The sequence below is a fragment of the Pseudomonas sp. Marseille-Q5117 genome, from assembly GCF_946901175.1.
GTDB lineage: Bacteria > Pseudomonadota > Gammaproteobacteria > Pseudomonadales > Pseudomonadaceae > Aquipseudomonas > Aquipseudomonas iranensis.
Map to the genome: position 1 here is coordinate 85,547 of NZ_CAMPPP010000002.1, position 26,954 is coordinate 112,500.

At 59.4% G+C, this 26,954-nt stretch carries 23 protein-coding genes, 2 rRNA genes and 2 pseudogenes (1 of these 27 cut by a window edge); 12 read left to right on the forward strand and 15 right to left on the reverse strand.

Annotation, left to right across the window (positions count from 1 at the left end):
- Positions 1-334: 334 nt before the first annotated feature.
- From OC605_RS28105 to ggt, 5 genes and pseudogenes are all read left to right on the forward strand, one after another.
- Positions 335-655 (forward strand): annotated as a pseudogene (locus OC605_RS28105) (S-type pyocin domain-containing protein); the annotation flags it as partial.
- 113 nt (positions 656-768) lie between these two features.
- Entirely contained in the window at positions 769-1,119 is a 351-nt protein-coding gene (locus OC605_RS28110; RefSeq protein ID WP_410055976.1) for a hypothetical protein, read from the forward strand.
- 9 nt (positions 1,120-1,128) lie between these two features.
- Positions 1,129-1,398 (forward strand): bacteriocin immunity protein, encoded by a 270-nt coding sequence (locus OC605_RS03490; protein ID WP_130888171.1) that lies wholly within the window; start codon positions 1,129-1,131, stop codon positions 1,396-1,398.
- A 50-nt stretch (positions 1,399-1,448) separates the two neighbouring features.
- The gene (locus OC605_RS03495; protein WP_262136318.1) at positions 1,449-1,697 is read left to right on the forward strand and encodes a bacteriocin immunity protein; all 249 of its coding nucleotides are present in this window, start codon (positions 1,449-1,451) and stop codon (positions 1,695-1,697) included.
- A 216-nt stretch (positions 1,698-1,913) separates the two neighbouring features.
- Complete coding sequence (gene ggt / locus OC605_RS03500; protein WP_262136319.1) at positions 1,914-3,746, forward strand: gamma-glutamyltransferase; 1,833 nt, start codon at positions 1,914-1,916, stop codon at positions 3,744-3,746.
- Positions 3,747-3,819: 73 nt separating this feature from the next.
- Here ggt and OC605_RS03505 read toward each other — a convergent pair whose 3' ends face one another.
- From OC605_RS03505 to OC605_RS03520, 5 genes and pseudogenes are all read right to left on the reverse strand, one after another.
- Positions 3,820-4,452, reverse strand: coding sequence for a LysE family translocator (locus OC605_RS03505; protein WP_130888168.1), 633 nt, complete (start codon positions 4,450-4,452; stop codon positions 3,820-3,822).
- Positions 4,453-4,525: 73 nt separating this feature from the next.
- On the reverse strand, positions 4,526-5,125 hold the full coding sequence (locus tag OC605_RS03510; RefSeq protein ID WP_262136320.1) for a flavin reductase family protein: 600 nt from the start codon (positions 5,123-5,125) through the stop codon (positions 4,526-4,528).
- A 167-nt stretch (positions 5,126-5,292) separates the two neighbouring features.
- Positions 5,293-5,853, reverse strand: a complete 561-nt coding sequence (locus tag OC605_RS28115) for a methyl-accepting chemotaxis protein (RefSeq protein ID WP_241663599.1) — start codon at positions 5,851-5,853, stop codon at positions 5,293-5,295.
- A pseudogene (locus OC605_RS28120) lies at positions 5,833-6,654 on the reverse strand (PAS domain-containing protein); the annotation flags it as partial. The gene OC605_RS28115 and the pseudogene OC605_RS28120, both read right to left, overlap by 21 nt.
- Before the next feature lie 68 nt (positions 6,655-6,722).
- A complete protein-coding gene (locus tag OC605_RS03520) occupies positions 6,723-8,036 on the reverse strand; it encodes an MFS transporter (RefSeq protein ID WP_262136321.1) in 1,314 nt (437 codons plus the stop codon).
- Positions 8,037-8,378: 342 nt separating this feature from the next.
- Here OC605_RS03520 and OC605_RS03525 point away from each other — a divergent pair, with 342 nt between their 5' ends.
- Positions 8,379-9,797, forward strand: a complete 1,419-nt coding sequence (locus tag OC605_RS03525) for a short-chain fatty acid transporter (protein ID WP_262136322.1) — start codon at positions 8,379-8,381, stop codon at positions 9,795-9,797.
- A gap of 36 nt (positions 9,798-9,833) precedes the next feature.
- Here the strand turns inward: OC605_RS03525 and OC605_RS03530 are convergent, their stop codons facing one another.
- The gene (locus OC605_RS03530) at positions 9,834-10,178 is read right to left on the reverse strand and encodes a DUF86 domain-containing protein (RefSeq protein ID WP_129997694.1); all 345 of its coding nucleotides are present in this window, start codon (positions 10,176-10,178) and stop codon (positions 9,834-9,836) included.
- Positions 10,175-10,465 carry a nucleotidyltransferase family protein gene (locus tag OC605_RS03535; RefSeq protein WP_042609686.1) on the reverse strand — a complete coding sequence of 97 codons (291 nt, stop codon included), beginning with the start codon at positions 10,463-10,465 and terminating at the stop codon, positions 10,175-10,177. The genes OC605_RS03530 and OC605_RS03535 overlap by 4 nt, the downstream gene beginning before the upstream one ends.
- Before the next feature lie 217 nt (positions 10,466-10,682).
- Between OC605_RS03535 and OC605_RS03540 the strand changes: the two genes are divergently transcribed.
- Both OC605_RS03540 and OC605_RS03545 read left to right on the forward strand, forming a co-directional pair.
- Positions 10,683-11,855 (forward strand): hypothetical protein, encoded by a 1,173-nt coding sequence (locus OC605_RS03540; RefSeq protein ID WP_262136323.1) that lies wholly within the window; start codon positions 10,683-10,685, stop codon positions 11,853-11,855.
- Positions 11,856-12,031: 176 nt separating this feature from the next.
- Positions 12,032-12,556 (forward strand): lysine methyltransferase, encoded by a 525-nt coding sequence (locus OC605_RS03545; RefSeq protein ID WP_262136324.1) that lies wholly within the window; start codon positions 12,032-12,034, stop codon positions 12,554-12,556.
- Between the two features lie 9 nt (positions 12,557-12,565).
- Here the strand turns inward: OC605_RS03545 and can are convergent, their stop codons facing one another.
- Positions 12,566-13,210 (reverse strand): carbonate dehydratase, encoded by a 645-nt coding sequence (gene can, locus OC605_RS03550; protein ID WP_039761245.1) that lies wholly within the window; start codon positions 13,208-13,210, stop codon positions 12,566-12,568.
- A gap of 140 nt (positions 13,211-13,350) precedes the next feature.
- On the opposite strand from can, the gene OC605_RS03555 reads away from it, so the two are divergent.
- The gene (locus OC605_RS03555; protein WP_024014311.1) at positions 13,351-13,758 is read left to right on the forward strand and encodes a hypothetical protein; all 408 of its coding nucleotides are present in this window, start codon (positions 13,351-13,353) and stop codon (positions 13,756-13,758) included.
- Positions 13,759-13,867: 109 nt separating this feature from the next.
- Here the strand turns inward: OC605_RS03555 and rimI are convergent, their stop codons facing one another.
- Both rimI and OC605_RS03565 read right to left on the reverse strand, forming a co-directional pair.
- A complete protein-coding gene (rimI, locus tag OC605_RS03560) occupies positions 13,868-14,320 on the reverse strand; it encodes a ribosomal protein S18-alanine N-acetyltransferase (RefSeq protein ID WP_039761243.1) in 453 nt (150 codons plus the stop codon).
- Positions 14,313-15,059 carry an energy transducer TonB gene (locus OC605_RS03565; protein ID WP_262136483.1) on the reverse strand — a complete coding sequence of 249 codons (747 nt, stop codon included), beginning with the start codon at positions 15,057-15,059 and terminating at the stop codon, positions 14,313-14,315. The genes rimI and OC605_RS03565 overlap by 8 nt, the downstream gene beginning before the upstream one ends.
- 242 nt (positions 15,060-15,301) lie before the next feature.
- Between OC605_RS03565 and mksB the strand changes: the two genes are divergently transcribed.
- Genes mksB through mksF form a run of 3 tightly spaced genes read left to right on the forward strand, consistent with a single transcriptional unit; the run spans position 15,302 to position 20,110 of the window.
- Positions 15,302-16,582 (forward strand): Mks condensin complex protein MksB, encoded by a 1,281-nt coding sequence (gene mksB, locus OC605_RS03570; RefSeq protein WP_160768349.1) that lies wholly within the window; start codon positions 15,302-15,304, stop codon positions 16,580-16,582.
- Positions 16,572-17,273 carry an Mks condensin complex protein MksE gene (gene mksE, locus OC605_RS03575; RefSeq protein WP_016773189.1) on the forward strand — a complete coding sequence of 234 codons (702 nt, stop codon included), beginning with the start codon at positions 16,572-16,574 and terminating at the stop codon, positions 17,271-17,273. Before mksB ends, mksE begins: the two co-directional genes overlap by 11 nt.
- A complete protein-coding gene (gene mksF / locus OC605_RS03580; RefSeq protein WP_041480021.1) occupies positions 17,270-20,110 on the forward strand; it encodes an Mks condensin complex protein MksF in 2,841 nt (946 codons plus the stop codon). The genes mksE and mksF overlap by 4 nt, the downstream gene beginning before the upstream one ends.
- 174 nt (positions 20,111-20,284) lie before the next feature.
- Here mksF and OC605_RS03585 read toward each other — a convergent pair whose 3' ends face one another.
- The 5 genes from OC605_RS03585 to OC605_RS03605 all read right to left on the reverse strand — a co-directional run.
- The gene (locus tag OC605_RS03585; RefSeq protein WP_262136325.1) at positions 20,285-22,588 is read right to left on the reverse strand and encodes an intermembrane transport protein PqiB; all 2,304 of its coding nucleotides are present in this window, start codon (positions 22,586-22,588) and stop codon (positions 20,285-20,287) included.
- Positions 22,581-23,204, reverse strand: a complete 624-nt coding sequence (locus OC605_RS03590; protein ID WP_071173597.1) for a paraquat-inducible protein A — start codon at positions 23,202-23,204, stop codon at positions 22,581-22,583. Before OC605_RS03590 ends, OC605_RS03585 begins: the two co-directional genes overlap by 8 nt.
- Positions 23,191-23,850, reverse strand: a complete 660-nt coding sequence (locus OC605_RS03595) for a paraquat-inducible protein A (RefSeq protein WP_041480024.1) — start codon at positions 23,848-23,850, stop codon at positions 23,191-23,193. The genes OC605_RS03590 and OC605_RS03595 overlap by 14 nt, the downstream gene beginning before the upstream one ends.
- Positions 23,851-23,998: 148 nt before the next feature.
- Positions 23,999-24,114 (reverse strand): 5S ribosomal RNA (rrf, locus tag OC605_RS03600).
- 153 nt (positions 24,115-24,267) lie between these two features.
- Positions 24,268-26,954: ribosomal RNA gene (locus OC605_RS03605) — 23S ribosomal RNA — on the reverse strand (it continues 207 nt past the right edge of the window).

Below are 26,954 nucleotides of genomic sequence, written 5' to 3' on the forward strand. Positions count from 1 at the left end.
TGCGCCCAAGCCACGCGAAGACAGGGTATTTGCCAAGTCCTGCACGCCGGACAACTGGTGTCGCACGGACGCTGGCACTGCCGAGGAGCCAGCCAGCAACTTCGGCAAGATCATGGTCGCCGGCGCCATGCTCATGCCCTCCACCAGTACCGCTGTCGCGACGGCAATTGGCGCCGACCTGGCTTTGGGGCGTCTGGCCGGCGGCGGGATTTTGCAACAGCGCCTGAACTGGGCCATCCGTGGCGCCGGCGGGCCGGCCAGCGTGTTTGTGCTGGGAATGCTGCCGAGCAAAATGGCCGACGGCACGCTTCACACCGACGAAGAACTACGCCGCATGAGCCGCGCCACCACGCGCGTGCGTTTCCAGTTTCGTCGTGATGCCGAAGGTGTTCTGCGGGTCTACGGCATCCACTCCGGCGCCTCTGGCGACGACGCCGTACGCACGGTGAACGTCAAGTGGAACGCCGACAAGACCGCCATGGAGGCCAAGCTCAACGGCATCACCATTCTCTGGACGCCGCAGCGCGGGCCGTTGGGGTCGATGCCTCCGCTGGTTTATCCCGACCATGGTGAGGCACTCGACCCGATCCTCGTCCACCCGATCCCGGACAACACCGATAGCCAGATTGAGGGTCTGCCGGGCGAGGATGTAACGGCCGAGGATTGTATTCTGGTGTTCCCGGCGGACACCGGGCTGAAGTCGTTGTATGTGGTTTATTCGAGGCCGGCGAGGCAGACGCCGGGGATCGTTACGGGGTGGGTGAGGATGTGGGCGGTATTTGGCTTGACCATGCTCAAGCTCAGGGTGGCGCCCCTATTCCAACCAGCATCGCCGATAAACTCAGAGGGAGCGAATATTCTAGTTTTGATTCGTTTAGGCGGGCTTTTTGGGCCGTTGCCTCAAAAGACAGCGCAGTGGCACAACAGGTCAGCGAAGATAATCTACGACGTATGCGCACCGGAAATGCGCCCCGCGTCCGCTTAGGTGATGCAGCAGGGAAAAGGATCTCTCATGAGATTCATCATGTGGAACCGATATCCGAAGGTGGTGATATCTACAACGTAGATAACCTAAGGGTGTACACGCCCAAAAACCATGTCGACGTACACCGTAAATAAGGGCATACCATGAGCGACCCATTCATCAAAAGCAGCTTTTCCGACTATACCGAGCAGGATTTCATTGATCTCATAGATGAAATAAGAAAGGAAGATATAGCGCCGACAGATCTCCGTGCAGATGCATTGATACTGCACTTCAACAAGATAGTAGGACATCCGAGCGGGATGGATCTGATCTACTACCCCGAGCCCGGAGCAGATACAACATCTGCCGGAATAGCTCGTACAGTCATGGCATGGCGCGAAGCGAATCGACTACCCGGGTTCAAGACATGAATCCTGCCGCCCGTTTCATTTGAACTGTGGAACTTCAACTTGAGGACGTTATGACTAACATATCCGACTACACCGAAGCAGAATTCTTGAAATTTGTGCAATCTGTTCTTGCAGCCAACACAAGCCCAGACGAGATTCTCGATCCGCTGTTGTTTGAATTTGTACGTCTGTGTGAGCACCCAGCGGGCACTGACCTCATCTATTGGCCCGAGGATATGAAACAACAAACAGCCGAGGGCATTACCGAAATCGTGAAAAAGTGGCGCTGTACCCATGGTCTACCCGGCTTCAAGCAATAAGTTTATGACTCACTAACCCTGCATCACTCTCAAGAAGATCGCATCGCCTGAGTTACCGCTTTCGCGAGCAGGCTCGCTCCCACAAGGGCATCGTTTTCGGCCAATCGATTGGCGCGGCCGCTGAGCGGGAGGGCTGTAATCCTCACGCAGTTTGCGCCCCGCCCGCCCGCTCGATAAAGTCCCCGAAGACTTTCACCCCACGGACGGAGAGCCCGCGTGTTTCCAGCCCAGCCCTTGAAGCGCTTTCGCCTGCCAGCCCTGACACTGCTTGTCAGCGCTCTGACCCTCACCGCATGCAACGCCCCGCCCTCTTCTTCCTTGCCGCTGGCACCGGAAGCCGCTTCCGGTTACCGCACTGATCTGCAAACCCGTCACGCCAATAAGCACATGGCCGCTGCTGCCAATCCACTCGCGGCCGAAGCCGGGCGGGAGATGTTGCGTCAGGGTGGTTCGGCGATTGATGCGGCGATTGCGATGCAGGCGGTGTTGACGCTGGTTGAGCCGCAGTCTTCCGGGATCGGTGGCGGGGCGATGATTGTGTTGTGGGATGGCAAGCAGGTGCGCACCTATGACGGCCGCGAAACGGCGCCGGCCGGGGCCACCGAGAAGCTGTTCCTGAAGGCTGACGGTAAACCGATGGCCTTTACGCAAGCGCAGATCGGCGGCCGCTCGGTCGGTACGCCCGGAGTATTGCGGGCGCTGGAGCTGGCGCATCGGCAGCACGGTCGCTTGCCATGGGCGAAGCTGTTTGAGCCAGCGATGAAACTGGCCGAGCAAGGCTTTGCGATTTCCCCGCGCCTGCATTCGCTGCTGACTGCCGATCCACTGATACGCCAGTCGCCAGACATGGCTGCGTACTTCCTCAATGAGGATGGCAGCGTCAAAGCTGTCGGCACGCGCCTGCAAAACCCGAAATTGGCCGCCGTGTTCAAACGCATCGCCAGCGAAGGTGCCGATGCGCTGTACAAAGGTCCGATCGCCGAAGAGATCGTCGCCAGGGTTCAACAGCACGCCAACCCCGGCAGCCTGTCGCTGACCGATTTGCAGCGTTATCAGGCCAAGGAGCGCGCGCCGCTGTGTACCGACTACAAGCGTTGGCAGGTCTGCGGCATGCCGCCACCGTCGTCGGGCGGGATCGCCGTGGCGCAGATTCTCGGCACGTTGCAGGCGCTGGAGACTCGCGATCCACGCCTGTCGCTGACGCCGCTCAAACCAGTGAACACCAATACGCCGGCCGGCATGGAACCGGCGCCGCAAGCGGTGCATCTGATCGCCGAGGCTGAACGTCTGGCCTATGCCGACCGTGCGCAATACGTGGCCGACACCGACTTCGTCCCGGTGCCGGTCAAAGGTCTGCTCGATCCTGCCTACCTGGCCAGCCGCGCCAGCCTGATCGGCGAGCGCAGCATGGGCAGCGCCAAACCGGGCACACCGCCGGGCGTACAGGTTGCCTACGCACCGGACCGCTCGCCGTTGCGCATCTCGACCTCGCAAGTGGTCGCGGTGGATGATCTCGGCGGCGCCGTGTCGATGACCACCACCATCGAAGCCGCCTTCGGCTCGCACCTGATGGTTCAGGGCTTTCTGTTGAACAACCAGATGACCGACTTCTCCTTCATCCCTGAAGAGAACGGGCAGAAAGTCGCCAACCGCGTCGAATCCGGAAAACGCCCACGTTCGTCGATGGCGCCGACGCTGATCTTTGATCGCAACACTGGTGAATTCGTCGCCACAGTCGGCTCGCCCGGCGGCTCGCAAATCATCGAATACGTAGCCAAAACCACCATCGGCCTGCTCGACTGGAACCTCGATGCACAAAGTGCGATCAACCTGCCCAACTTCGGCAGCCGCAATGGCCCCACCGAATTGGAACAGGGACAGTTCAGCCCGGCGCTGATTCAGGCGCTCAAGGACAAGGGCCACACGCTCAGCGAAATCGACATGACCAGCGGCACCCAAGCGATCGTGCGGGTGAAGGATGCGCAGGGCAAAGCGACATTGACGGGGGGTGCCGACCCTCGCCGTGAGGGAGAAGCGTTGGGGGATTGAGTATTACGAAGTGGGCAGAAAAGGCTTACCGGGAGGTAGGCCTTTTTTTGCGCACAGCGATTGCTCTCATTGATCAGCGATTCGCCACCAAATGCACCCCAAACAACAAATAGCACCCACCTGCCAACCGATCCAGCCACTGGCGTGACCGCTCGTAGACACCGGCAACCCGGCGGCTGGCGAAGAACAGAGCGACGCTGCAATACCAGCTGAACGACAGCGTGGCCATGGTCAGCACGGCCAGCGCCAGCAGGAGCGGCGGCACGTGGGGCGGCATGGCGGTGGCGAAGATGGTGGCGACAAAGAGTGCCGATTTCGGATTAGTCATGTTGCCCAGGAAACCGCGAGCGTAGACGCCGAAATAAGTCTGCCGGGGCGCAGCCGATGCACCGGGGGCAATCGCGGCCTTGCGCTTGAATTGCTTCAGCCCCAGATAAATCAGATAGCAACCGCCGGCAATCTTGAAGCCCAGATAGAGGGTCGGCGCGGCGTTGAACAGCGTCTTGATTCCCAAGCCGCCAGCAAGGCCCCACAGCACCGTGCCGGTGGCCACACCCAGCGCAGCCACCACGCCATGTCGGCGCGAGTGACTGGCCGCTAGTTGCGCGATGTTGAAGAAATTTGGCCCGGGCGTGACCACCGCCACTGTCCACAACAGCGCCAGCGAGAGCAACGGGGCAAGATAACCGGCAACAGAAACGTCCATGAGCGTTGCGCCTGAGCAGTGGAATGAAGCTTCTACCTTGCTACATCCGCTGACGGTTTTCCATCAACGTCATTTAAACCGCCAACGTCTTGCCATCCACCCCATCCCCAATCTTCAGGAAATGCCCGCCCGCAACGTGATGCAGCGTGCGCAAGCCGTCATGCCCCTCGAAATGCCAGCGCCCATCGCTGAACACACGCTCGTCGGCCTGGGCGGCGATGACTTCGGCGAGGAACAGGTCGTATTGCTCGTGATTGCGCGGCTCCGGCAGCAGGCGGCATTCGAGCCAGGCGACACAGCCCTCAAGCAGCGGCGCTTCAATCTGTTCGCCAGCGAAGGTGTGTAGGCCGTACGCCTGAAACTTGTCCTGACCTTGGTTGCGGGTGATTTCCAGGCCGGAGGTGTTGCCGACGGTTTGCACGATATCGGCCTGATTGACGCAAGGCACATTCAGCACAAAAGTGCCGGAGACTTCGAGCAACTGGCGAGTCCAGGTGGATTTGTCGAGGACGACGGCGACTTTCGGCGGTTCGAAATCCAGCGGCATGGCCCAGGCGGCGGCCATGATATTGCGCTGGCCGTCGTGAGCGGCGCTGACCAGCACGGTCGGCCCGTGGTTGAGCAGGCGGTAGGCTTTGTTCAAGGGCACCGGACGGCGGTGGGAGACGCTCATGGGGATCTGCTCCGGAGGAAAAGGAGCCGATTGTAGCGCTGCCACTGGAGAAACACAGAACCTGTGGGAGCGAGCCTGCTCGCGAAAGCGGTGTATCAGCCAACATTAACGTTAAATGTTGAATCGCCTTCGCGAGCAGGCTCGCTCCCACACTTGGTCAGTGTCGATCAGTGAGAGAGCTGATTGGCAAACTGCCCCACCGCATCCACCACTTTCTGCGCACCGTCCTGAATCTCGACAATCACCGTGCCTGCCTCCGCCGCTAACGCCAGGCCCTGTTCAGCCTGAAGCTTGCCGTCGGTCATCAGCGCCACGGCATTGCGGGCCATTTCCTGGTTCTGCCGTACCACGCCGACGATTTCGTCCGTCGCCTGGCTGGTGCGCGAGGCCAGTTGCCGAACCTCGTCCGCGACCACGGCAAAACCACGGCCCTGCTCGCCGGCCCGGGCGGCTTCGATGGCAGCGTTGAGCGCCAGCAGGTTGGTCTGTTCGGCAATGCCGCTGATGGTTTTGACGATCGTGCCGATCACCAGCGACTGCTCGTTCAGCGCCTCGATACCTTCGCCGGCGGCTTGCATGTGACGCGACAAATCACGCATCACGTTCACCGCTTCGGTGACGACCGTGGTGCCCCGTTGCGCGGTGCTGTCGGTTTGTTGCGAGGTGCTGTAAGCGATGCTGGCCGCGTCGGCAACCGCCTGCTCGCGGTTGACCTGATCAGTAATCACCGTGGCGAACTTCACCACTTTGTACAGTTTGTCGTTGGCATCAACCACCGGGTTGTAGGACGCTTCCAGCCACACCGTCCGACCATGGCTGTCGATACGCTTGAAGCGGCCAGCGACAAACTCACCGCTGTTCAAGCGCCGCCAGAAGTTCTGGTACTCGGCGCTGTTGTACTCATCCGGGGCGCAGAATGTGCGGTGATGTTTGCCTTTGATCTGCGCCAGGCTGTAACCCATGCCGTTGAGGAAGCGATCATTGGCGCTGAGCACATTGCCGTTGAGATCGAACTCGATCACGGCGGTGGAGCGCACCAGCGCGCCGATCAGGTTCTCATGCTCGCGGGAGGCTTCGATGGTGCGGGTCAGGTCGCTGGCGTAGAAGGAGATGTGTCTGATCCGGCCATCGGACGAGCGCACCGGTTGCACGATGGAACGCAGCCACGCCTCGTCGCCATTGCCGCGCAACAGGCGCACGGCGCCGGCAAAATGCTCGCCACGGCTCATCGAGTTTTTTAAGCGCTGATGGAATTCGTCGGTTTTGACGTGGGCCGGCACGATGTCTTCAATTGCCCGGCCGACCAGGTCCTGGCTCTTGTAGAGCATTTCATCGAGAAAATTCTGGTTGACCGAACGAATCCGCCCGTCGGGCTCAAGGGTCAGCGCGAGCATTTCGCTTTCCAGGCTTTCCTTCACTTGTACAAGGCTGGAGAGTTCTTCGCGCAGAGCGGCCAGCTCTTGTTTCAAGCGTTTATTGAACATGGAAGGCACCGATGGCAGGGTAGTTAGCGGATACAACCTAGCCATCGGCCATGCGCAGCTTTTCTGAAGCCAGCTTCAGACCCGTCAGTCGAAAATAATCCGGCGCTTGCGGTTCAGGCAGCGCCGGCAGCCTGACACGGTCCGGTACGTGGCATGCGCGCACCGAAATACGCCGCTGTCAGAACTCCCACCGCGCCCATCACTGCACAGAAGATCACGCAGACCCACGGGCTCCACGGCATCAGACCTATCAGCAACAGCGGCGTGATACTTGCCCAGGCGGCGTAGGCAATGTTGTAGGTGAAGGAAATGCCCGACACGCGAATCCGCGCCGGGAACAACCCGACCATCACCGAAGGCACCGCACCCACTACCCCACAAGCGAGACCGGCGACCGCATAGGCCATGCCGATCCAATGGCCGCCCATGATCAGACAGCCATACAACACGCCAATGCCCAGCGGCAGCAACAGGCTGTAGAGCATGACCGTGCGCCAGGCGCCGATGCGGTCGACCAGCAGACCGGCGATCACGCAGCCGATATTGAGGAAGACGATGCCCAAGGCACTGAGGCCGAAGGTGTAGCTGGCGGTCATGCCGAAGGTTTTCTGCATCATGGTCGGGGTGATGACCACGAACACCACCACCGCCGAGGTGAGTACGCAGGTGAGCAACATGGCCGGGAGCATGGCCAGACGATGTTCACGCAACACCGTGCGCAGCGGCAGTTCGACCCGCGCCTCGCGTTGCGCTTCCATGGCCATGAACACCGGGGTTTCGCTGAGCCAGCGGCGCAGGTAAACGCCCACCACGCCAAACACACCGCCCAACAGGAATGGAAAGCGCCAGGCGTAATCGAGAATTTCGGCAGGCGTGAACACCTGCGCGAGGAAGGTCGCGGTGAGTGCGCCGATCAAGTAACCGAAGGTCAGGCCGGCCTGCAGGAAACCGAGGGCGTAACCGCGATGGCCGGTCGGGGCATGCTCGGCGACGAACACCCAGGCACTCGGCACTTCGCCGCCCACCGCAGCGCCTTGCAGGATGCGCAGCGCCAGCAACAGCAAGGGTGCGAAATAGCCGATCTGCGCGTAGGTCGGCATGATCCCGATCAGCAGGCACGGCAGCGCCATCATCAGGATGCTCAGGCTGAACACCTTTTTGCGGCCCAGACGGTCGGCGAAATGCGCCATCAGAATCCCGCCCAGAGGCCGCGCCAGATAACCGGTGACGAAGATGCCGAAACTCTGCAGCAAACGCAGCCACTCGGGCATTTCCGGGGGGAAGAACAACTGACTCAGGGTCAGTGCGAAGAATACGAAAATGATGAAATCGTAGATTTCCAGCGCCCCGCCGAGCGCCGCAAGGCCGAGGGTCTTGTAATCGGCACGGCTGAACGGCGCCGGTCGGGCTGGGGAGTTGGCAGTCATGACAAAGAACTCAGGCATCGGCAAAAACCAAGGCGCTCATGGTCTACGCAAAAGCGCGGATCGACAACCCGTCAGACCATAGTCTCGGTTTGCGAAAACCTGCTCAACAAAAGGGCGGCGCTTGATTTACTGTTAGCGCCTGTCCAAGGGACCACGCCAACACCGACCAGCCGCCCACGTGGGAGCGAGCCTGCTCGCGAAAGCGTCAGTTCAGACAACCTGATGCTGAATGTGCCGACGTCTTCGCGAGCAGGCTCGCTCCCCCAGGGTTCTCTGTGGCTGTCGAGCCGGGCGACTGCTCCCACGGATCAAAATAACCATAAAAAATCCGAGGTACTTCCTGTGGCCGTTGATATCGAAGATAGCCGCTCCGCGCGCTTTGCCCTGCGCTGTTCCAGTTTTGCCGAACGCTGGTTTCCCGATTCCTGGGTATTCGCCGCGTTGGCCGTCATCATCGTTGCGCTGGCCACTCTGGCCATGGGCGCCACACCCACCGCTGCAGCGATGGCCTTCGGCGACGGCTTCTGGAGCCTGATCCCGTTCACCATGCAGATGGCCTTCGTGGTGATCGGCGGCTACGTCGTCGCTAGCTCTCCGCCCGCAGTCAAGCTGATCGACAAACTGGCACGCATCCCGAAGAACGGCCGCTCCGCCGTGGCCTGGGTAGCGTTGATTTCGATGGTCGCATCGCTGCTCAATTGGGGTCTGTCGCTGGTATTCGGCGGGCTGCTGGTACGCGCCCTCGCCCGCCGCACCGACCTGAAAATGGATTACCGCGCGGCCGGTGCTGCGGCATATCTGGGACTTGGCGCGGTGTGGGCGCTGGGCTTGTCATCGTCAGCCGCACAGTTGCAGGCCAACCCGGGCAGCCTGCCGCCGTCGATCCTGTCGATCACTGGCGTGATCCCTTTCACCGAAACCATTTTTCTCTGGCAGTCCGGGGTCATGCTGCTGGCGCTGATCGTGATTTCGATCATCATCGCCTACGCCACAGCGCCCGGGCCGAATTCGGCACGCGACGCCAAGGCCTGTGGCATCGACCCGGCGTTCAACCTGCCGCCGCTGCAACCGCGCACGCGCCCCGGCGAATGGCTGGAACACAGCCCGTTGCTGATCATCGTGTTGGTGCTGCTGGCGGCGGGATGGCTGTTTCACGAGTTTTCGACCAAACCGGCGATTACCGCGATTTCCGGCCTGAACACCTATAACTTCCTGTTCATCATGCTCGGCGCGCTGCTGCACTGGCGCCCGCGCAGCTTTCTGGATGCGGTGGCCCGTGCGGTGCCGACCACCACTGGCGTGTTGATCCAGTTTCCGTTGTACGGCTCGATCGCCGCGCTGATGACCACGGTCAAAGGCGCCGATGCGCAAACCCTCGCGCATCACATCTCGACTTTCTTTGTCAGCATCGCCTCCCACGACACCTATGCGCTGCTGATGGGCGTCTATTCGGCGATTCTCGGATTCTTCATCCCGTCCGGCGGTGGCAAGTGGATCATCGAAGCGCCGTACGTGATGCAAGTCGCCAATGACCTGCAATACCATCTCGGCTGGGCAGTGCAGATCTACAATGCCGCCGAAGCCCTGCCGAACCTGATCAACCCGTTCTACATGCTGCCGCTGCTGGGCGTGCTCGGGTTGAAGGCGCGGGATCTGATCGGCTTCTCGTTCGTGCAATTGCTGGTGCACACGCCACTGGTGCTGCTGCTGTTGTGGGCGCTGGGGACGACATTGGCGTATACGCCGCCGGTGATGCCGTAGGTAGACTTTAATACGCCTGTCTTCGGACAGGCGTATTCAACCTTGAGCGGTCGGAAGGGACTTCAACAGTGCAGGTAACGCAACCTGAACGGTTTCCCAGACAACGTCCAGATTGATATCGAAATAACCGTGAGCAATTCGATTACGCATCCCACGCATGCTGCGCCACGGCACCTGCGCGTTTTCAACAGTGAACTCAGGGTAACGATCCATGATCTTGGTCGCTGCCTCTCCAATGATGATCAGGCTCATGATCACCGCTTGCTGCGTTCTCTTATCTTCAGCGAATTCATCTTTGTTCAGGCCCTCGACGAAGATAAGCGCATCGCTCGCGGCCTGACGAATATGTTCAAGATAATCATCTCGCCGGTTCTCGTTCATACGGGGCGCGCCTGATCAAGCACCTGCTGACGAAATTTCACTGGCAGGTCGCCGGGGGTCAGCACCTCGACCGCAACACCCAGCAGGTCTTCAAGCTCAACCTGAAGTCCGCCGAGATCAAAAAGCGTCGTGCCGGGCAGCGGGTCAACCAGCAGATCGAGATCGCTACCGTCCAGATCCGTCCCCAGCAATGCTGAACCAAATACACGCGGGTTGGCCACACGAAAGCGCCCGATCACTTCGCGGACGGCGGACCTTTGCATGTCGAGAGCAGTAGAAGGCTTCATGAATCACCCGTGAAAAAATCAATGTCGCTGCAGTCTAGCAGTGCGGACGCGCACCAGGCAGCGTGCTTGTTGGCACAGCCGTAACAATATGTGCGCTGCTTGGGTAATACCGCATTCAGGCAAGAATCCACACTCAACCGCTTTTCTGTCAGACACCACTGATCCACTATGAAGCGCCCCCAAACCGAGGGGAACCCACGCTGAAAAGGATCTGAGCATGTCCAAACTCGCAGGACTTACCCTCGTTGCACTGACGTTAAGCGCCGCCGCTCACGCCGATGTCGACGTGAAACTGGGCAGCACCGAGCGCGTCACCCGCCTCTTCGCCTACCCCAACAACTGTAGCGTGATCTGCTTTCGCAAATGGACGCTGGAGCAGACCGTCGCTCATTACTTGAGCCAGAGCGTACAGCGCGACGGTTACGCCGATGCCAAGGTGCTGGTGAAGACCGACAACGATCAGATCTACGCCGAGATCAGCGGTGTCCCCGACGGCTATGACAAGCCGCTGTCAGCGTTGCTCGACGCCGGCGATTTGGCTTATGCCGGCGCCAGCAAGCTGAATGCCGATGGCAAATGGGCCTATAGCTGGTATATGTTCCTGCCGTTGGGCATGGCCCTGGAGAATCGCAAGAGCGTCGAGTTGCTGCACTTCCCGCCTGACTACTCGCTGACCCAGGCGCAGGACTACCTGCGCTCGAACACCACCGATCGCTGGGCGACTTTGCTGACCGATAACGGCATCCCTGCCGGGCAAACGCCGGCTTACCAGACCATCATCGACATCGCGCCGATCGCCGCGCCGTCCAATGCTGGCGGGGATCTGGAGGACGTCTACGACTACTTCAAGGATTACCAGACCACGCTGGTCAAGCAGTTCAGCCAGACCGCCAGCGGCACGACGCTGCCGATGGTTGCGTTCGGGGCGCCGGTGCGCAACTGGATCAAGGAGCAATATGGGCCGACAGTTGGCGTATTGGGGCTGGCGAGCATCAGTCCGAGCGAAGGGGTGAATGTGCCGGTGCTCGGTTCGAATCACCCGAGTTACATCTGGTACGCCGCCGACCCAAAGAGCTACACCGGCGACGACGCCCAGGCCAAGGCCGACGCGGCGGGCCTGAAAGTCATGGGCCAGGATTTGAGTGCTGCCTGCTGGCAGGCTGGTATGGGCAGTAAACCGGGCAGCGATGCGCAGGCCACACTGAACAGTTGCACGCAAACATGGCAGGTGACGCAAAAGGTCAAAACCTGTGAGCTGTTCTACACCTCGGTCCGCGATCTAAGCGCCGAAGAAGCGGCTGCCAAGTGCGCCACGCCGCCGGTCAAGACGCAACTGCAACAGCTGAAAGCGCCACTGCCTGCCGCCACAGTGCCCGCACCAGCGCTGTAAGCGCTGCCGGAGCAAACCCCGTGTCAGCCAATGCTGACGCGGGATAACGGCGAACGCGCCTGTCAGGTTTGACAGTAGACTCGATGTTGCAATTGCGCGACGCTTGGATCCAATCATGCGTCGCGAAACGACGCATGGGCACAACCCGGAGGCAACACCTACCAACAGGGATCGTTATGAACAATCAAGCCATGGGCCGGCACCCGCCGCGCGATACCAAAGGCATTTATCCCTTCGCCGGACTCCCCGTGCGACTGGGATTCCCATCCTGCGACGACTTCCAGATCATCCACGACGAACAGGGCATGGCCACGGCAGTGGTCGCGCGCCGCGAGTTTCTGCGTATCAGCCGAATGTGCCGGGTTTCCGGGCAATTGCTGCCCTACCGCTGCCGACATACTCTCCAGTTGCAAACCGGCATCCACGTATACGATCCGCGTTTTTGCGGGGTGCTGAAACACGCGTGTGATCCGAATGCATTCCTGGACATGGCTGAGTTGTGGCTGTGGGCGTTGAAAGATATCCACAGCGGCGAACATCTGAGTATTGATTACGCATCGACCGAAGCCAAACTGCTACGCCAGTTCGCCTGCGATTGCGGCTCGTCGCGCTGCCGTGGCTGGATCACCGGTTACGACGACCCACCCACGCCTGAAGGCCAGCGCTTTTTACAGCGCTGGCGTCATCCAGGCCGAAGCTGAAAGCTGCGGTTACGGCGCGCCGACCGGACGCAAACGGTATTGCGGCGGCAGTTGCTCGAAACCGCTGATGGTGGTGTTCAGACTTTTCCAGCGGCCATCCTTGATGCCGTAGATGCAGCCGTGGATCGACAGCGGCTGCCCGCGGTGCCAGGCATTCTGAATAATGCTGGTGTGTGCGACGTTGGCCACTTGCTGGATCACGTTGAGTTCGCACATGCGATCGACCTGCTCTTCCTCGGTTGCCAGCTTGGCCAGTTCTTCGCGCTTTTCGTAGTACAGATCGCGGATCGAGCGGAGCCAGCCATCGATCAGGCCGAACTGGCGATCCTGCATCGACGCGCGCACGCCGCCGCAGCCGTAGTGGCCGGTGACGAGGATGTGTTTGACCTTGAGCACATCAACCGCGTACTGGATCACGGACAGGCAGTTGAGGTCGGTGTGCAGCACGACATTGGCCACGTTGCGGTGCACGAACAGATCGCCCGGCAGCATGCCGACGATTTCGTTGGCCGGTACGCGTGCGTCGGAGCAGCCGATCCATAGATATTCCGGAGTCTGCTGGCGCGCCAGTTTGGCGAAGAAATCCGGGTCTTCCTTGGTGATCGCGTCAGCCCAACGCTCGTTGTTATCAATCAGGTCTTGTAGATCGTGCATGGATAAGGCCTCAAGAAAGATGCGCAGGTTTGATAGACGACCACCCGTCGAAGTCACGCCGCCAGCGCAAAGTGTTTTCGTTGGAATTCTCGCGCGCCCGGTGAGTCCACTCAGTAAGGCCCACACTATGAGGAATTGCCATGACTGATTCACGACGCCCTTATGATGCGGTGCAACCGGAACCCATCGATGATAACGAAGACCGCATGGGCTCGGTGCACGAGCTGGACTTTGACGATGAAGAGCCCAGCGCGAAGATCGGCGATGAGCTGCCCGAGCGTGAACGTGAACAATTGATGCCTGCTGAGCGAGTGCGTGAGGCGGGTATGACCGGGGCCTCGGTGGACGATCACCAGCCGACTGACGATGACCTGAGCCCGGAAACGTTGATTCGCGAGGATGGTGCGCGCGATGCCGAGGAAGTCGGCGAGGGTAATCAGGCGGATTGGGATCTGAGCGTGGTCGATGAAAATGACATCGGCGGCGGTGACGGGCTGGATGAAGCGGAACTGGCGGATCTGGATCCGCTGGATGGCAAGCGGAGATAAGAGGCGCCTGATCTGACGCGTTCGCGAGCAGGCTCGCTCCCACAGGGTTCAGGGATGGTTACAAAATCCAATGTGGGAGCGAGCCTGCTCGCGAAGCTTTCAAGGTCGATCAGTCAACCAGGGTACAGGCCATCACCACCGCATCCTCACGCCCGCCCACCGCCGGATAATAATCGCGACGCCGGCCGATCTCGTTGAAGCCATACCGCTCATACAACTTGAACGCAGCCGTGTTGCTGTCGCGCACTTCGAGAAAGCATTCCCGAGCCTCAGCCGCATACGCACGCGACATCAAATGCTCAAGCAATGTCAGCCCCAACCCGCGCCCCTGATTTTCCGGCTTGACGGTGATATTGAGCAGGTGCGCCTCATCAAGAATGATCTGCACCACACCGTGGCCCACCTGCTGCTGCCCTTCGAACATCAGCCAGATCTGGTATTTGCCCAGGCCATCGAGAAAGATGCCCCGGGTCCACGGATGGCTGTACGCGGCGTATTCGATCTTCAACACAGCGTCCAGATCCGCCTCGGTCATCGGGCGAAAGGTTACAGCCTCACTCATCGGATTGTTTCCAGCGCGCCATCAGCCGACGCATGGCTTGCCACACAGCGGCCTTGCGCTGTGGCTCTTCCATTAACAGTTCCAGACCGGGAATCGCCCAGGCCAGGCCCAGACCTTCGATCTGCAATTCACTATTGAACGCTTCGGCGTCCGCTCCCCCGGCAAATTTCACCGCCGGCAGGCCGATCAGCCACAGACAGGCGCAGGGCGCCGCTTCCATCTGCACCGAGAGGAAGCCTTGCACGAAGTCGCGCGCCGCTTCCGGGCCTTGATCCAACGTGCCGCGATTGAGCCACGGCCAGCGCACAGGTTCGCCGACGATCTGCGGAGCATCCGGCAGACCGGCGGCGCGCAGCATGTCCTTGAGCAGCAGGTAGGCCGGATCGCGACTCTGAAACGCTTCGCCTGTGGGTAACTCGACCAGCAGCAGGCAGCGCCCGGCGCGCAGCAGTTGCAGGGCGAACCGTGGCGGCGGCACTGGCGCTGGCTTGACCACCATCGGCGTGTCGTCGACTTCCTCCACCGGTTTGGCGCCGTTGCGGGTACTGGCCAGCGACGGACGCGGCACCTCGATTTTCGGTCGCTCGGCCTGACGCGCGGCAGGCTGCGCCGGTGCTTCGGCCAAAGGCGCCGGAACAACCGGTACCTCAAGCTCAGGCTCGGGCATCTCCAGCAGCTCGGGCCGCGACGGTGCGGCGAAAGGCAGTTCGGTGCGCGGCAGCCAGTTGACCACCTGCATGGCGTTCAAATAGGCGCGGCGGCGGGACTCGATAAGCAAAGGTCGGCCACTTGTGGATAACGGAAAGTGCGCTGATTCTACCGCCCTTCGCACAAGATCGCTCGCTGTTGATCGATACCCCGCGCAGCGCTGCGCCGCTGCCCTTTGGGCAAAGAATGCGACAGCCCGTCCCGAGAGTGAATCGCCGCGCCTGTGATGCAGTACAATCGCCGCTTTTAATCGCCAACCAGCCGGCCATTCCGATGATCGAACCCAAGCGCGTCTTGCGCGCCCTCGCTGAACACTGGGCACTTCTGGAGCCACTGTGCGAGCACTTCGACCAAGGCACCCTGAGCCTCAACGAACTGCGCACGCAACTGGCCGCCCAACAACTCGACAGCACGCCGCAGGACATCACCAGCCTGCTCGACGTGTGGATTCGCCTCGATATTCTGGTTCCGGTGGCGAAAAGCCCGAACCGTTTCGAGCTCAACGCGCAGATCCACGACTTCCTCGCCTACCTGCGCCGCGAACACCGCCTCGGTCTGTGCCTGGAAATCGAAGCCTATTTGCGTCACCTGGAGCGTCTGGCTGGTTACATCCAGGACGCTTTCGACGTTCGTGATGGCAACGATCTGGCGCGCCAGCTGCGCTTGCTCGACATGCGCGTGCGCGACGTACTGAAGAAACTCGACAACGATGAACAGGCCCTGGTGGCAGTCGCCGAACGGGCGAAGACCAGCGACCGGCAGATTCCGCTGCGTCAGCGGTACGCCGAAGTCCTGGCGACGTGGGACGAATACGTCGAGCCGATGATCGATCTGGTCAACGCCGACGGCGCCTTCGAACAAGGCGTGCGCAAGGTCGAAACCGTGCTGCTGAAGATGCTCAGCGAACAGCAGCGCCTCGGCCACCTGGTCGATGACGACATGCTCCTGCGCACCCACGCACGCATCCTCGAAATGCAGACCAGCGCGCAATTGACCCTGCGCCATGCCCGCGAGCTGCTGCTGCCGTTGCGTGAAGAAGCACGTCGGCACAATGCCGTCACTCGCGGCGCCGCACTGGCACTGGCGGCAATTCGCCGTAAAGGCATCGACGCCGTACCGCAAGCGGCGATGCCGCTGTTCACCCGCCCACAGAGCACTTTCCTGGGCAGCGCCAGTCAGGTCGAAGCCTACGTCTACGCGCTGGCGCGTTTCGAGCCGAAACCGGCGCGCTTCCCCAAGGCGCACAAAACCCAAAAGGCTGGCGACGCCCCACGTGCACCGCGCACCGTGCGCGAGATGGTCGATCGGTGCGAAGAATCCCTGCCGATGCCGGATCTGATGACCTGGCTGCTGGAGCAGGAACCGGACGGCGCCACCGACGAATTGCTTTACTGGTTCTCGCGCCTGTCGCGGGAAAAACGCTTCAAGCGCGAGCGTCTGGAACGCCGCGAATACCACACTCACGAGCACCAGGTCAGCCTGCGCTCCTTCGCCCTGCTCTCGGCCAGCGATACCGCCGCCGAGGATTCTGCGAGCATCCCAAATGCATCTTGATCTTTCCGAACTGTCGCAACTGGCGCCGATTTTCCGCGAGTTGTTCAAGGGTTACCACGTCAGCCGCCGTGATCCTGAGCTGTATGCACAACTGTCGAATTTCCAGGACCAGTACCGCACGCTGTTCAAGGCGTTGGGCTTTGAACTGGTCTGCGACACCCGTGGTTTCTACTACTTCGTGCCGGACATGGCCGCCGCAGCGGTGAACAAGACCGCCCAGCGTCTGGCGCTGTTCACCTTCATCCTCGTCGAGCATCTGGCCGATCAGGGCCGCGACCCGATCGCCGTGCTCGACGGCGGCAGCCTCGGCCGCGAAGAACTGCCGTCGCTGCTGGACAAGTACCGCGACCTGTTCATCCAGGCCGAAGTGCAGACCGTCGAAGAACTCGAAGAAAAAATCATGCGCCGCATGACCCAGCTTGGTTTCGCCGGCGAAGAAAACGGTGTCTACCGCTTCCTGCCACCGATGCACCGTTTCCTCGACGTGTGCCTGTCGGTACAACAGGACCGCGACCTCGCAGCCAGCGTCCACAGCGTTCTGCCGCTGCCGGCGCCGGTGCTGATCGACGAAGAAGCCGAAGCAAAATTCCTCGAAACCGACGATCCGCTCGATCTTTCCGAATTTGAAGAAGAAAGCGAAGAAGACGCACTGGCCCGCGCCATTGCCGAAGAACAGGAGTCCGATGCATGAGCCAGGAACGCTACGGCATCCGCCGCTTTGCCCTTTTGAACACCGCCGGTTACAGCCTCGGCCTGTTCCCGCTGGAAGAACCGCTATCGGTTTACGGCGCGAACAACCTCGGTAAATCAGCGTCGATCAACGCCTTGCAGTTCCCGATTCTGGCGCGCATGTCGGACATGAGCTTCGGCAAGTACAGCCTCGAGCAATCGCGGCGCTTCTACTTCGCCTCCGACACCAGTTACATCCTCGTTGAAGTCAACCTGCCCCATGGCCCCCACGTGATCGGCGTGGTCGGGCGCGGCCCGGGCGGCGGTTTCGGGCACCAGTTCTTCGCCTACGCCGGCAAGCTCGATCTGGCGCATTACCAGAAAAACGACACCTGCCTGCGCCAGAAAGAACTGTTCAGCAACCTCGAAAAAGAAGGCCTGAAAGCCTACGAACTCAAGCCGGATGAACTGCGCCGCTTGCTGGTTGGCGGCCATACGTCGATCCCGCTCGACTTGACGCTGATCCCGCTGCGCTCCACCAGCGAGCAGAGCCTGAAAACTTTCCGTGCGTTGTTCATCAACCTGCTGCACATGCGCGAAATCACCGCGGCCAAGCTCAAGCAACTGTTCCTCGATGCTTTCGAGCACAGCCTGCGTTCCGGCAGCGTCGATTACATCGCCGCGTGCGAAGAAGCTTTCCGCGATGTGCGGCGCATGGAGCAGGACTACAACTCGCTGGTCGCCGCCGGTCCATTGGTTGAAGCGCTGGCCAACGGCGTGAAACAGCGCGATGTGCTGCGCGGCAAACTGCATCGCCTGTCGCCGCTGCTCGATTCCCTGCTCGGCACCTGGTCGGACTACGCCACGGCGCGCAAGGAAGAGCTGACCATCCAGGCTGAGCACTACCGTCGCGAGCAGGACGATCTGCAAAACGATCAGCGCGGCGGCACTCAGGAACTGATGCGTCTGGAGCGGGAAATTTCCGGCATCCAGCGCTGGCTCGGTGAGCTGTCGGTATTGAAGAACCGCTTCGCCCTGGTCGATGACGTCAAAGTGCTCGAGCAACAATTGCTCGCCGCCAAGGATGCTCACGATGAACTGGCCGGTGCCCTGGCGCAGTCGCGTCAGTTCAGCGCCGAAGATCTCGAAGAGCGTCTGCGCGATCTGGAAAAACGCCTGAAGTCGGTGAAGCAGCAACTCGATCACGCTGATAACAACAGCTACGCCCGTCTGCGCGAAGAGTTCTCGCAACAGGATGTCGAACGCCTGATGCGCCTGTTCAACAGCGCGCTGTTCAGCCTGCCGCTGGGCGAGCACGGCATCACCCTCGACGAAAACGGCGAGTGGGTCAAATCCGTGGAGCTGATACTTGATGGCTTCAAGGGCGAGCGCTTCGAAGTGCCGGGCCTGTCGATCGACATCTCGCACATTGAGCCGCCTGCCTTGCAGGCTCTGGCTGACCGCGCCGCGTTGCGCGATCAGAAGGAGCGTCTGGAAAAAGAGCTCAAGCAACTGAAAACCCAGCAAGCCGTGGCCGCCGACCGCGCCGCGAGCAAGACCCAGACCGAGGCGCTCTATCAGCAGGTGCTGGACGCGCAGAAGGCGCTGGAAGATTTCCGTCGCACCCAGACCCTGAGCGCCGAAGAAAGCGACAAACTCGAACAACTGGCGCAGATGGAAGCTGCGCAGGACGAACTCAAGCGCTCCAGCGATGCCTTCACCGAGCGCGTCCAGCAACTGTCGGCCAAGCTGCAACTGGTCGGCCGGCAGATCGCCGACATGGAAGCCAAGCAACGCACCCTCGACGATGCCCTGCGTCGTCGTCAGTTGCTGCCAGCGGATCTGCCGTTCGGTACGCCGTTCATGGATCCGGTCGATGATTCGATGGACAACCTGCTGCCGTTGCTCAACGACTATCAGGATAGCTGGCAGGGTCTGCTGCGCGCCGATGGGCAGATCGAGGCGCTGTACGCGCAGGTGCGTTTGAAAGGTGTGGCCAAGTTCGACAGCGAAGACGACATGGAGCGGCGTCTGTCGCTGCTGATCAACGCTTACGCACACCGTACCGATGAAGCCCTGACCCTCGGCAAGGCGCGGCGCGCGGCGGTCACCGACATCGCCCGCACTCTGCGCAACATTCGCAGCGACTACGACAGCCTCGAGCACCAACTGGCGCTGTTCAACCGCGAGATCAACAAGCGTCAGGTTTCCAACCTGCAGAGCTTCCGCATCGTCCTCGCGCCGAACAAGGAAGCGCTCAAGCACATCGACCAGATCATCCACAGCGCCGGCCAATACGAAGAAGGCGAAACCCTGTCGGTGTTCGACCTCAGCCAGAGCGCCGAGCAGGACAACAAGAACGAAGAGGCCAAGGAATACCTCGCGCGGCTGGTGGCAGCGAACCACAACCAGCTCGGCCTCAAGGACTTGTTTGAACTGGCCTTCGAGATCACCAAGGTCAACGGCCAACCGGTGATCCACACCGACATCGACGGCGCGGCGTCCAACGGCACGACCATGACCATCAAGGCGCTGACCAACATGTACTTGTTGCTGCACTTGATGGACCGCGATCTGGCCGGCCGCGTGCGTTTGCCGTACTACCTCGACGAGGCGGCGGACATCGACGAGAAGAACCAGGCGGCGCTGCTGGAAACCAGTCTGCAACTGGGCTTCGTGCCGATTCTGGCGAGTGTGAAGCCGCAGGTCTGCGCCAGTGTCGCAATCGACCTGGAAGGCGGCAGCGGCCCGGCAGGCATCTACATTGATGAGGCGGACTGGAAGTACATCCGTCGCCATGATGTGGTCAAGGCCACGCTGAACGTGCAGGCCGATGAGCCGGAGCTGGATGCGGTTTGATCGGCGGTAGCTGAAGCAAAAAAAGGGCCGCGATCTGATGAGATCGCGGCCCTTTTTTATCGCCTGGATTTTGTGTTGATTTGGCTGGCCCCTTCGCGAGCAGGCTCGCTCCCACAGTTGGAATGCGTTCCCCTGTGGGAGCGAGCCTGCTCGAAGGCTATTCGACAGGCGCCACTACTTACCAAGCTGAATCTTCGGCGCCCAGGTCAGCCATTCATCCTCGAACTTGTCGAACAACGGGAACGTCTGCTCGGCCCGCGCCGGATTGCCCATGCGCTCGCCATCCGGTGTGGCGAAGGCAATCCCGCCCTGAATCAGTGTCTCCAGCGACTCGGTGCGCACCGTCACGCCTTTGAACAAACCGTAATCGAAGCCCACGCCGCTGGTGTTCCAGAAGCGGCTGCCGCTACGCACCAGTGGCGCGTACTTCGGCTCGATCAGGATGTGCACCAACACACGGTCAGCTGTCTGGCCCAATTCATAACCGGTCACCTTTCCGACGGTGATCTCACGGTAGGTCACTGGTACGCCAGGCTTAAGCGAACCACGACGTGCGGCGCTCAACACCAGACTCAGACCCGCTTCTTGCTTGGTGACTTCCGGCGCCTCGGCCAAGGCAACGAAGTTCTTCTGCGGCCCGAGATTCTTCGCCGCCGGCTGGACTTCGATGTATTTTCCGGTGACCAGCGTTTCCAGATTCTGCGTCTTGATCAGGCCCAGCTCCGGCTTGACCACCCAGAACTGACTGCCGACTCGCGCAATCTTCTCCGGCACTTCAGTGATGCGTGCGGTGAGGATTACCGACTGCATGTCATCGGTCAGATCGACGCTTTCAATCTTGCCGACATCCAGCCCCTTGAAACGCACCGGCGTACCGCTGCTCAGGCCGTCAGCGCGATCAACCTTGATCGTCACTACCGCGCCTTTCTTGTTTGCCTCATCGTGGTCGGCGAACAGACGGAAGCGCGGTATGCGTTTCTTCAACGGCGCATTGGCTTGCGGCGTTTCAAAGGCGATACCGCCGGCCATTAGGGTTTGCAAAGATTCACTCTTGACCTGAATGCCCCCGGTCAAGCCACCGGTGAGGGTGATGCCGCTGACGTTCCAGAAGCGCGTCGAGGCGTTGACCAGGTTTTCGTATTCCTTCTCGATGTGCACGCCGATGACCAGCTGCTTCTTGGTTCGGGAGAACTGGTAGCTCTGCACCGAACCGACCTTGACCTGCTTGTACAGAATCGGACTGCCGACATCGATCGAACCCAGCGAATCGGTGAACAACACCAGATGCAGGCCCGGCGAACGCAGGTCCAGCGGCGGTGCTTTCGGTCGCGCCTCGAATTCGCGTTTCGGCGCAGCGCCTTTGTCGCCCGGACGCACGGCGATGTAGTTACCTTTCACCAGCGCTTCCAGGCCGGTAATACCCGCCAGGGAAATCGACGGTTTGACCACCCAGAACTGCGTGCCCTCAACCAGATAGTCTTCGGCCAACGGATCAAGGGTCAGCTCGGCTGTTGCACTGTTCAGGTCCGGATCGACTTTGAGCGCTTTCAGGTTGCCGACCTGAATGCCTTTGTACATCACCGGTGTGCGACCGGCCTGCAGGCCCTCGAAATCGCTGAGCTTGACCTTCACGCGAATTCCGGCAGCGGCGGCGTCGAAGTCTTCATAGAGACGGAACGGCAGGCTCGGATCGGTCGCTGGGCTGTCCTTGCGATTCTCCGGCGTGGCGAAGGCGATACCACCGGCGACGATGCTGGCCAGGGATTCGCTACGGACTTTCACGCCGGACAGGTTGGCGTCGATGCTGATGCCGCTGGCGTTCCAGAAACGTGTGTGTTTGCGCACCAGTTTGGCGTAGGTCGGCTCGATGAACACCTTCAGTTCAACGGTGCTCTGATCCTCGGAAAGCACGTAGCTTTTGACCTGACCGACCTTGATCTGCTTGTAGAACACCGGGCTGCCGCGATTCAGTGAGCCGAGGCGATCGGCCTTGATGGTCAGGTGCAGACCGGGCTTGGCGTCAGACAGTGGCGGCTCTTCGGCCAAAGCCTTGAACTTGCGAACCGGCTCGCCTTCACCGGGACTGATCGCGACATAGTTACCCGAGACCAGCGTTTCCAGACCAGTGATACCGGCCAGGGTCACGCTCGGTTTGACCAGCCAGAACCGCGTGCTGGTCTTCAGGTACTGTTCCACGTCCTTGTTCATTTCGATGGTCGCGATCGCCCCTTTCGAGCTGCCTTCATCGTCGAGCTTGAGCGTCTTGACCTTGCCGACCGGCATGCCTTTGTAGACCACTTCGGTCTTGTTGGCCTGGATGCCTTCGCCGCTTTCGAAGCGCACCTGAATCTCTATACCGGTCTCGGAATAAGCACGCCAGCCGAGCCAGCCGCCGATGATCAGCGCGATCAGAGGCAGCACCCAAATGGCCGACCAGTTCGAAGCCGGTCGGGTTTTCGCTACAGGCAAATCAGTCATGGTCGTCGTCCGACTCCGTGTTATCCCAAATCAGTCGGGGATCGAAAGTTACTGCGGCGAGCATCGTCAAAATCACCACAGAGGCGAAGGCGACGGCGCCCAGATTGGCTTCGACACTGGCTATCCGGCCGAAGTTGACGACCGCCACGAGAATGGCGATCACAAAAATATCGAGCATCGACCAGCGGCCAATGAATTCGATGAAACGGTACATCCAGATACGCTGACGGGCCGACAATGGCTGCCGGCGCTGCACGGAAAACAGCAACAACGCGATGCCGACCAGTTTGAACGTGGGCACCAGAATACTGGCGATGAACACCACGCTCGCGATTGGAATCATGCCGTGCTGCACCAGTTCAATCACCCCGGACATGATGGTGCTCGGCTCACCCTGGCCCAAAGAGCTGACCGTCATGATCGGCAAGACATTCGCCGGAATATAGATAATGGCCGCCGTGATCAACAGCGCCCAGGTGCGGGTCAGGCTGTTGGGGCGGCGAGCGTGCACCTGCGCGCCGCAGCGGGTACAGCTTTGCTCATCGACGTCAGCTTCCTGCTTGTTCAGTTCGTGGCATTCGGTGCACACCAGAATGCCCGCATCAATCGCCCGCATGGGCATCCTCTCCTGATAATGCCTGCCAGATCTGATGCGGTGACATCACCACCTCCAGCCAGACTTGTACCAACAACAAGCCAATGAAACATGCCAGCCCGAGGCCGACGGTGATTGCTGCCATATCCGCCAGCTTCACGATCGCGACAAGGACGCCCATGAGGTAGACCTCGAGCATGCCCCAGTCTCTGAGGTGATGGTAAATACGATAGAGCAGCAAACCGTAGCTTCGGCCGACATCGAAACGAATCGTCAGTAACACAAACAGCTGGCACAGCAACTTGAGCAACGGTATGGCCATGCTGCAAAGGAAGACGACAATCGACACTCCTTGCATGTCGGTATTGAACAGACCGACCACGCCACTCCAGACCGTATCCTGCGAAGATTGCCCGAGGATATTGAGTTGCATGATGGGTAAAAAGTTTGCCGGTACGTAAAGTAATAACGCGGCGATTACTAGGGCGAGGCTGCGCTGCACCACGTTATGGCGGTGGGCGTACAACTCATAACCACAACGCGGGCATAGGGCCTTTTCACCATGGGCAAGTGTCGGCTTGCGCATCAGCAAGTCGCACTCGTGGCAGGCTATCAAGTCTTCCAGCGGTAAATCTGACAGCCCGGGGGCGTCAACCGATTCTGACATACAGGCTCTGGCTCCGATAAAGATGGGGCTATTCTAGTGTTCTGATTCGAAAATAACTGTGCAATTTTGTTCGCCGTAGCGCTGAAAAACTTTCCCGCAGGCAAAACAAAACCCCAACTGCTTTCGCAATTGGGGTTTCGGAATTTAATCTTGACGATGACCTACTCTCACATGGGGAAACCCCACACTACCATCGGCGATGCATCGTTTCACTGCTGAGTTCGGGATGGGATCAGGTGGTTCCAACGCTCTATGGTCGTCAAGAAATTCGGGTACTGACTCGTGACCAGATGGCCTCGCTTCAGCAAATTGGGTATGTGACAGCTGGTGTTTGTGCGTTTCGAACTTTCGGTTCGTTTCGTCTTCACACACCGCAATCTGGTGCCTTCTCAGGTCAGCAAATTGCTTGGGTGTTATATGGTCAAGCCTCACGGGCAATTAGTATTGGTTAGCTCAACGCCTCACAGCGCTTACACACCCAACCTATCAACGTCGTAGTCTTCGACGGCCCTTCAGGGAACTCAAGGTTCCAGTGAGATCTCATCTTGAGGCAAGTTTCCCGCTTAGATGCTTTCAGCGGTTATCTTTCCCGAACATAGCTACCCGGCAATGCCACTGGCGTGACAACCGGAACACCAGAGGTTCGTCCACTCCGGTCCTCTCGTACTAGGAGCAGCCCCTCTCAAATCTCAAACGTCCACGGCAGATAGGGACCGAACTGTCTCACGACGTTCTAAACCCAGCTCGCGTACCACTTTAAATGGCGAACAGCCATACCCTTGGGACCGGCTTCAGCCCCAGGATGTGATGAGCCGACATCGAGGTGCCAAACACCGCCGTCGATATGAACTCTTGGGCGGTATCAGCCTGTTATCCCCGGAGTACCTTTTATCCGTTGAGCGATGGCCCTTCCATACAGAACCACCGGATCACTAAGACCTACTTTCGTACCTGCTCGACGTGTCTGTCTCGCAGTCAAGCGCGCTTTTGCCTTTATACTCTACGACCGATTTCCGACCGGTCTGAGCGCACCTTCGTACTCCTCCGTTACTCTTTAGGAGGAGACCGCCCCAGTCAAACTACCCACCATACACTGTCCTCGATCCGGATAACGGACCTGAGTTAGAACCTCAAAGTTGCCAGGGTGGTATTTCAAGGATGGCTCCACGCGAACTGGCGTCCACGCTTCAAAGCCTCCCACCTATCCTACACAAGCAAATTCAAAGTCCAGTGCAAAGCTATAGTAAAGGTTCACGGGGTCTTTCCGTCTAGCCGCGGATACACTGCATCTTCACAGCGATTTCAATTTCACTGAGTCTCGGGTGGAGACAGCGCCGCCATCGTTACGCCATTCGTGCAGGTCGGAACTTACCCGACAAGGAATTTCGCTACCTTAGGACCGTTATAGTTACGGCCGCCGTTTACCGGGGCTTCGATCAAGAGCTTCGCGTTAGCTAACCCCATCAATTAACCTTCCGGCACCGGGCAGGCGTCACACCCTATACGTCCACTTTCGTGTTTGCAGAGTGCTGTGTTTTTAATAAACAGTCGCAGCGGCCTGGTATCTTCGACCGGCATGAGCTTACGGAGCAAGTCCTTCACCCTCACCGGCGCACCTTCTCCCGAAGTTACGGTGCCATTTTGCCTAGTTCCTTCACCCGAGTTCTCTCAAGCGCCTTGGTATTCTCTACCCAACCACCTGTGTCGGTTTGGGGTACGGTTCCTGGTTACCTGAAGCTTAGAAGCTTTTCTTGGAAGCATGGCATCAACCACTTCGTCACCCAAAGGGTAACTCGTCATCAGCTCTCGGCCTTAAGATCCCGGATTTACCTAAGATCTCAGCCTACCACCTTAAACTTGGACAACCAACGCCAAGCTGGCCTAGCCTTCTCCGTCCCTCCATCGCAATAACCAGAAGTACAGGAATATTAACCTGTTTTCCATCGACTACGCTTTTCAGCCTCGCCTTAGGGACCGACTAACCCTGCGTCGATTAACGTTGCGCAGGAAACCTTGGTCTTTCGGCGTGGGTGTTTTTCACACCCATTGTCGTTACTCATGTCAGCATTCGCACTTCTGATACCTCCAGCAAGCTTCTCAACTCACCTTCACAGGCTTACAGAACGCTCCTCTACCGCATCACCCGAAGGTGATACCCGTAGCTTCGGTGTATGGTTTGAGCCCCGTTACATCTTCCGCGCAGGCCGACTCGACTAGTGAGCTATTACGCTTTCTTTAAAGGGTGGCTGCTTCTAAGCCAACCTCCTAGCTGTCTAAGCCTTCCCACATCGTTTCCCACTTAACCATAACTTTGGGACCTTAGCTGACGGTCTGGGTTGTTTCCCTTTTCACGACGGACGTTAGCACCCGCCGTGTGTCTCCCATGCTCGGCACTTGTAGGTATTCGGAGTTTGCATCGGTTTGGTAAGTCGGGATGACCCCCTAGCCGAAACAGTGCTCTACCCCCTACAGTGATACATGAGGCGCTACCTAAATAGCTTTCGAGGAGAACCAGCTATCTCCGAGCTTGATTAGCCTTTCACTCCGATCCACAGGTCATCCGCTAACTTTTCAACGGTAGTCGGTTCGGTCCTCCAGTCAGTGTTACCTAACCTTCAACCTGCCCATGGATAGATCGCCCGGTTTCGGGTCTATTCCCAGCGACTAGACGCCCTATTAAGACTCGCTTTCGCTACGCCTCCCCTATTCGGTTAAGCTCGCCACTGAAAATAAGTCGCTGACCCATTATACAAAAGGTACGCAGTCACAGAACAAAGTCTGCTCCCACTGCTTGTACGCATACGGTTTCAGGATCTATTTCACTCCCCTCTCCGGGGTTCTTTTCGCCTTTCCCTCACGGTACTAGTTCACTATCGGTCAGTCAGTAGTATTTAGCCTTGGAGGATGGTCCCCCCATATTCAGACAAAGTTTCTCGTGCTCCGTCCTACTCGATTTCATTGATAAGAGATTTTCGCGTACAGGGCTATCACCCACTATGGCCGCACTTTCCAGAGCGTTCCGCTAATCTCAAATCAACTTAAGGGCTAGTCCCCGTTCGCTCGCCACTACTAAGGGAATCTCGGTTGATTTCTTTTCCTCAGGG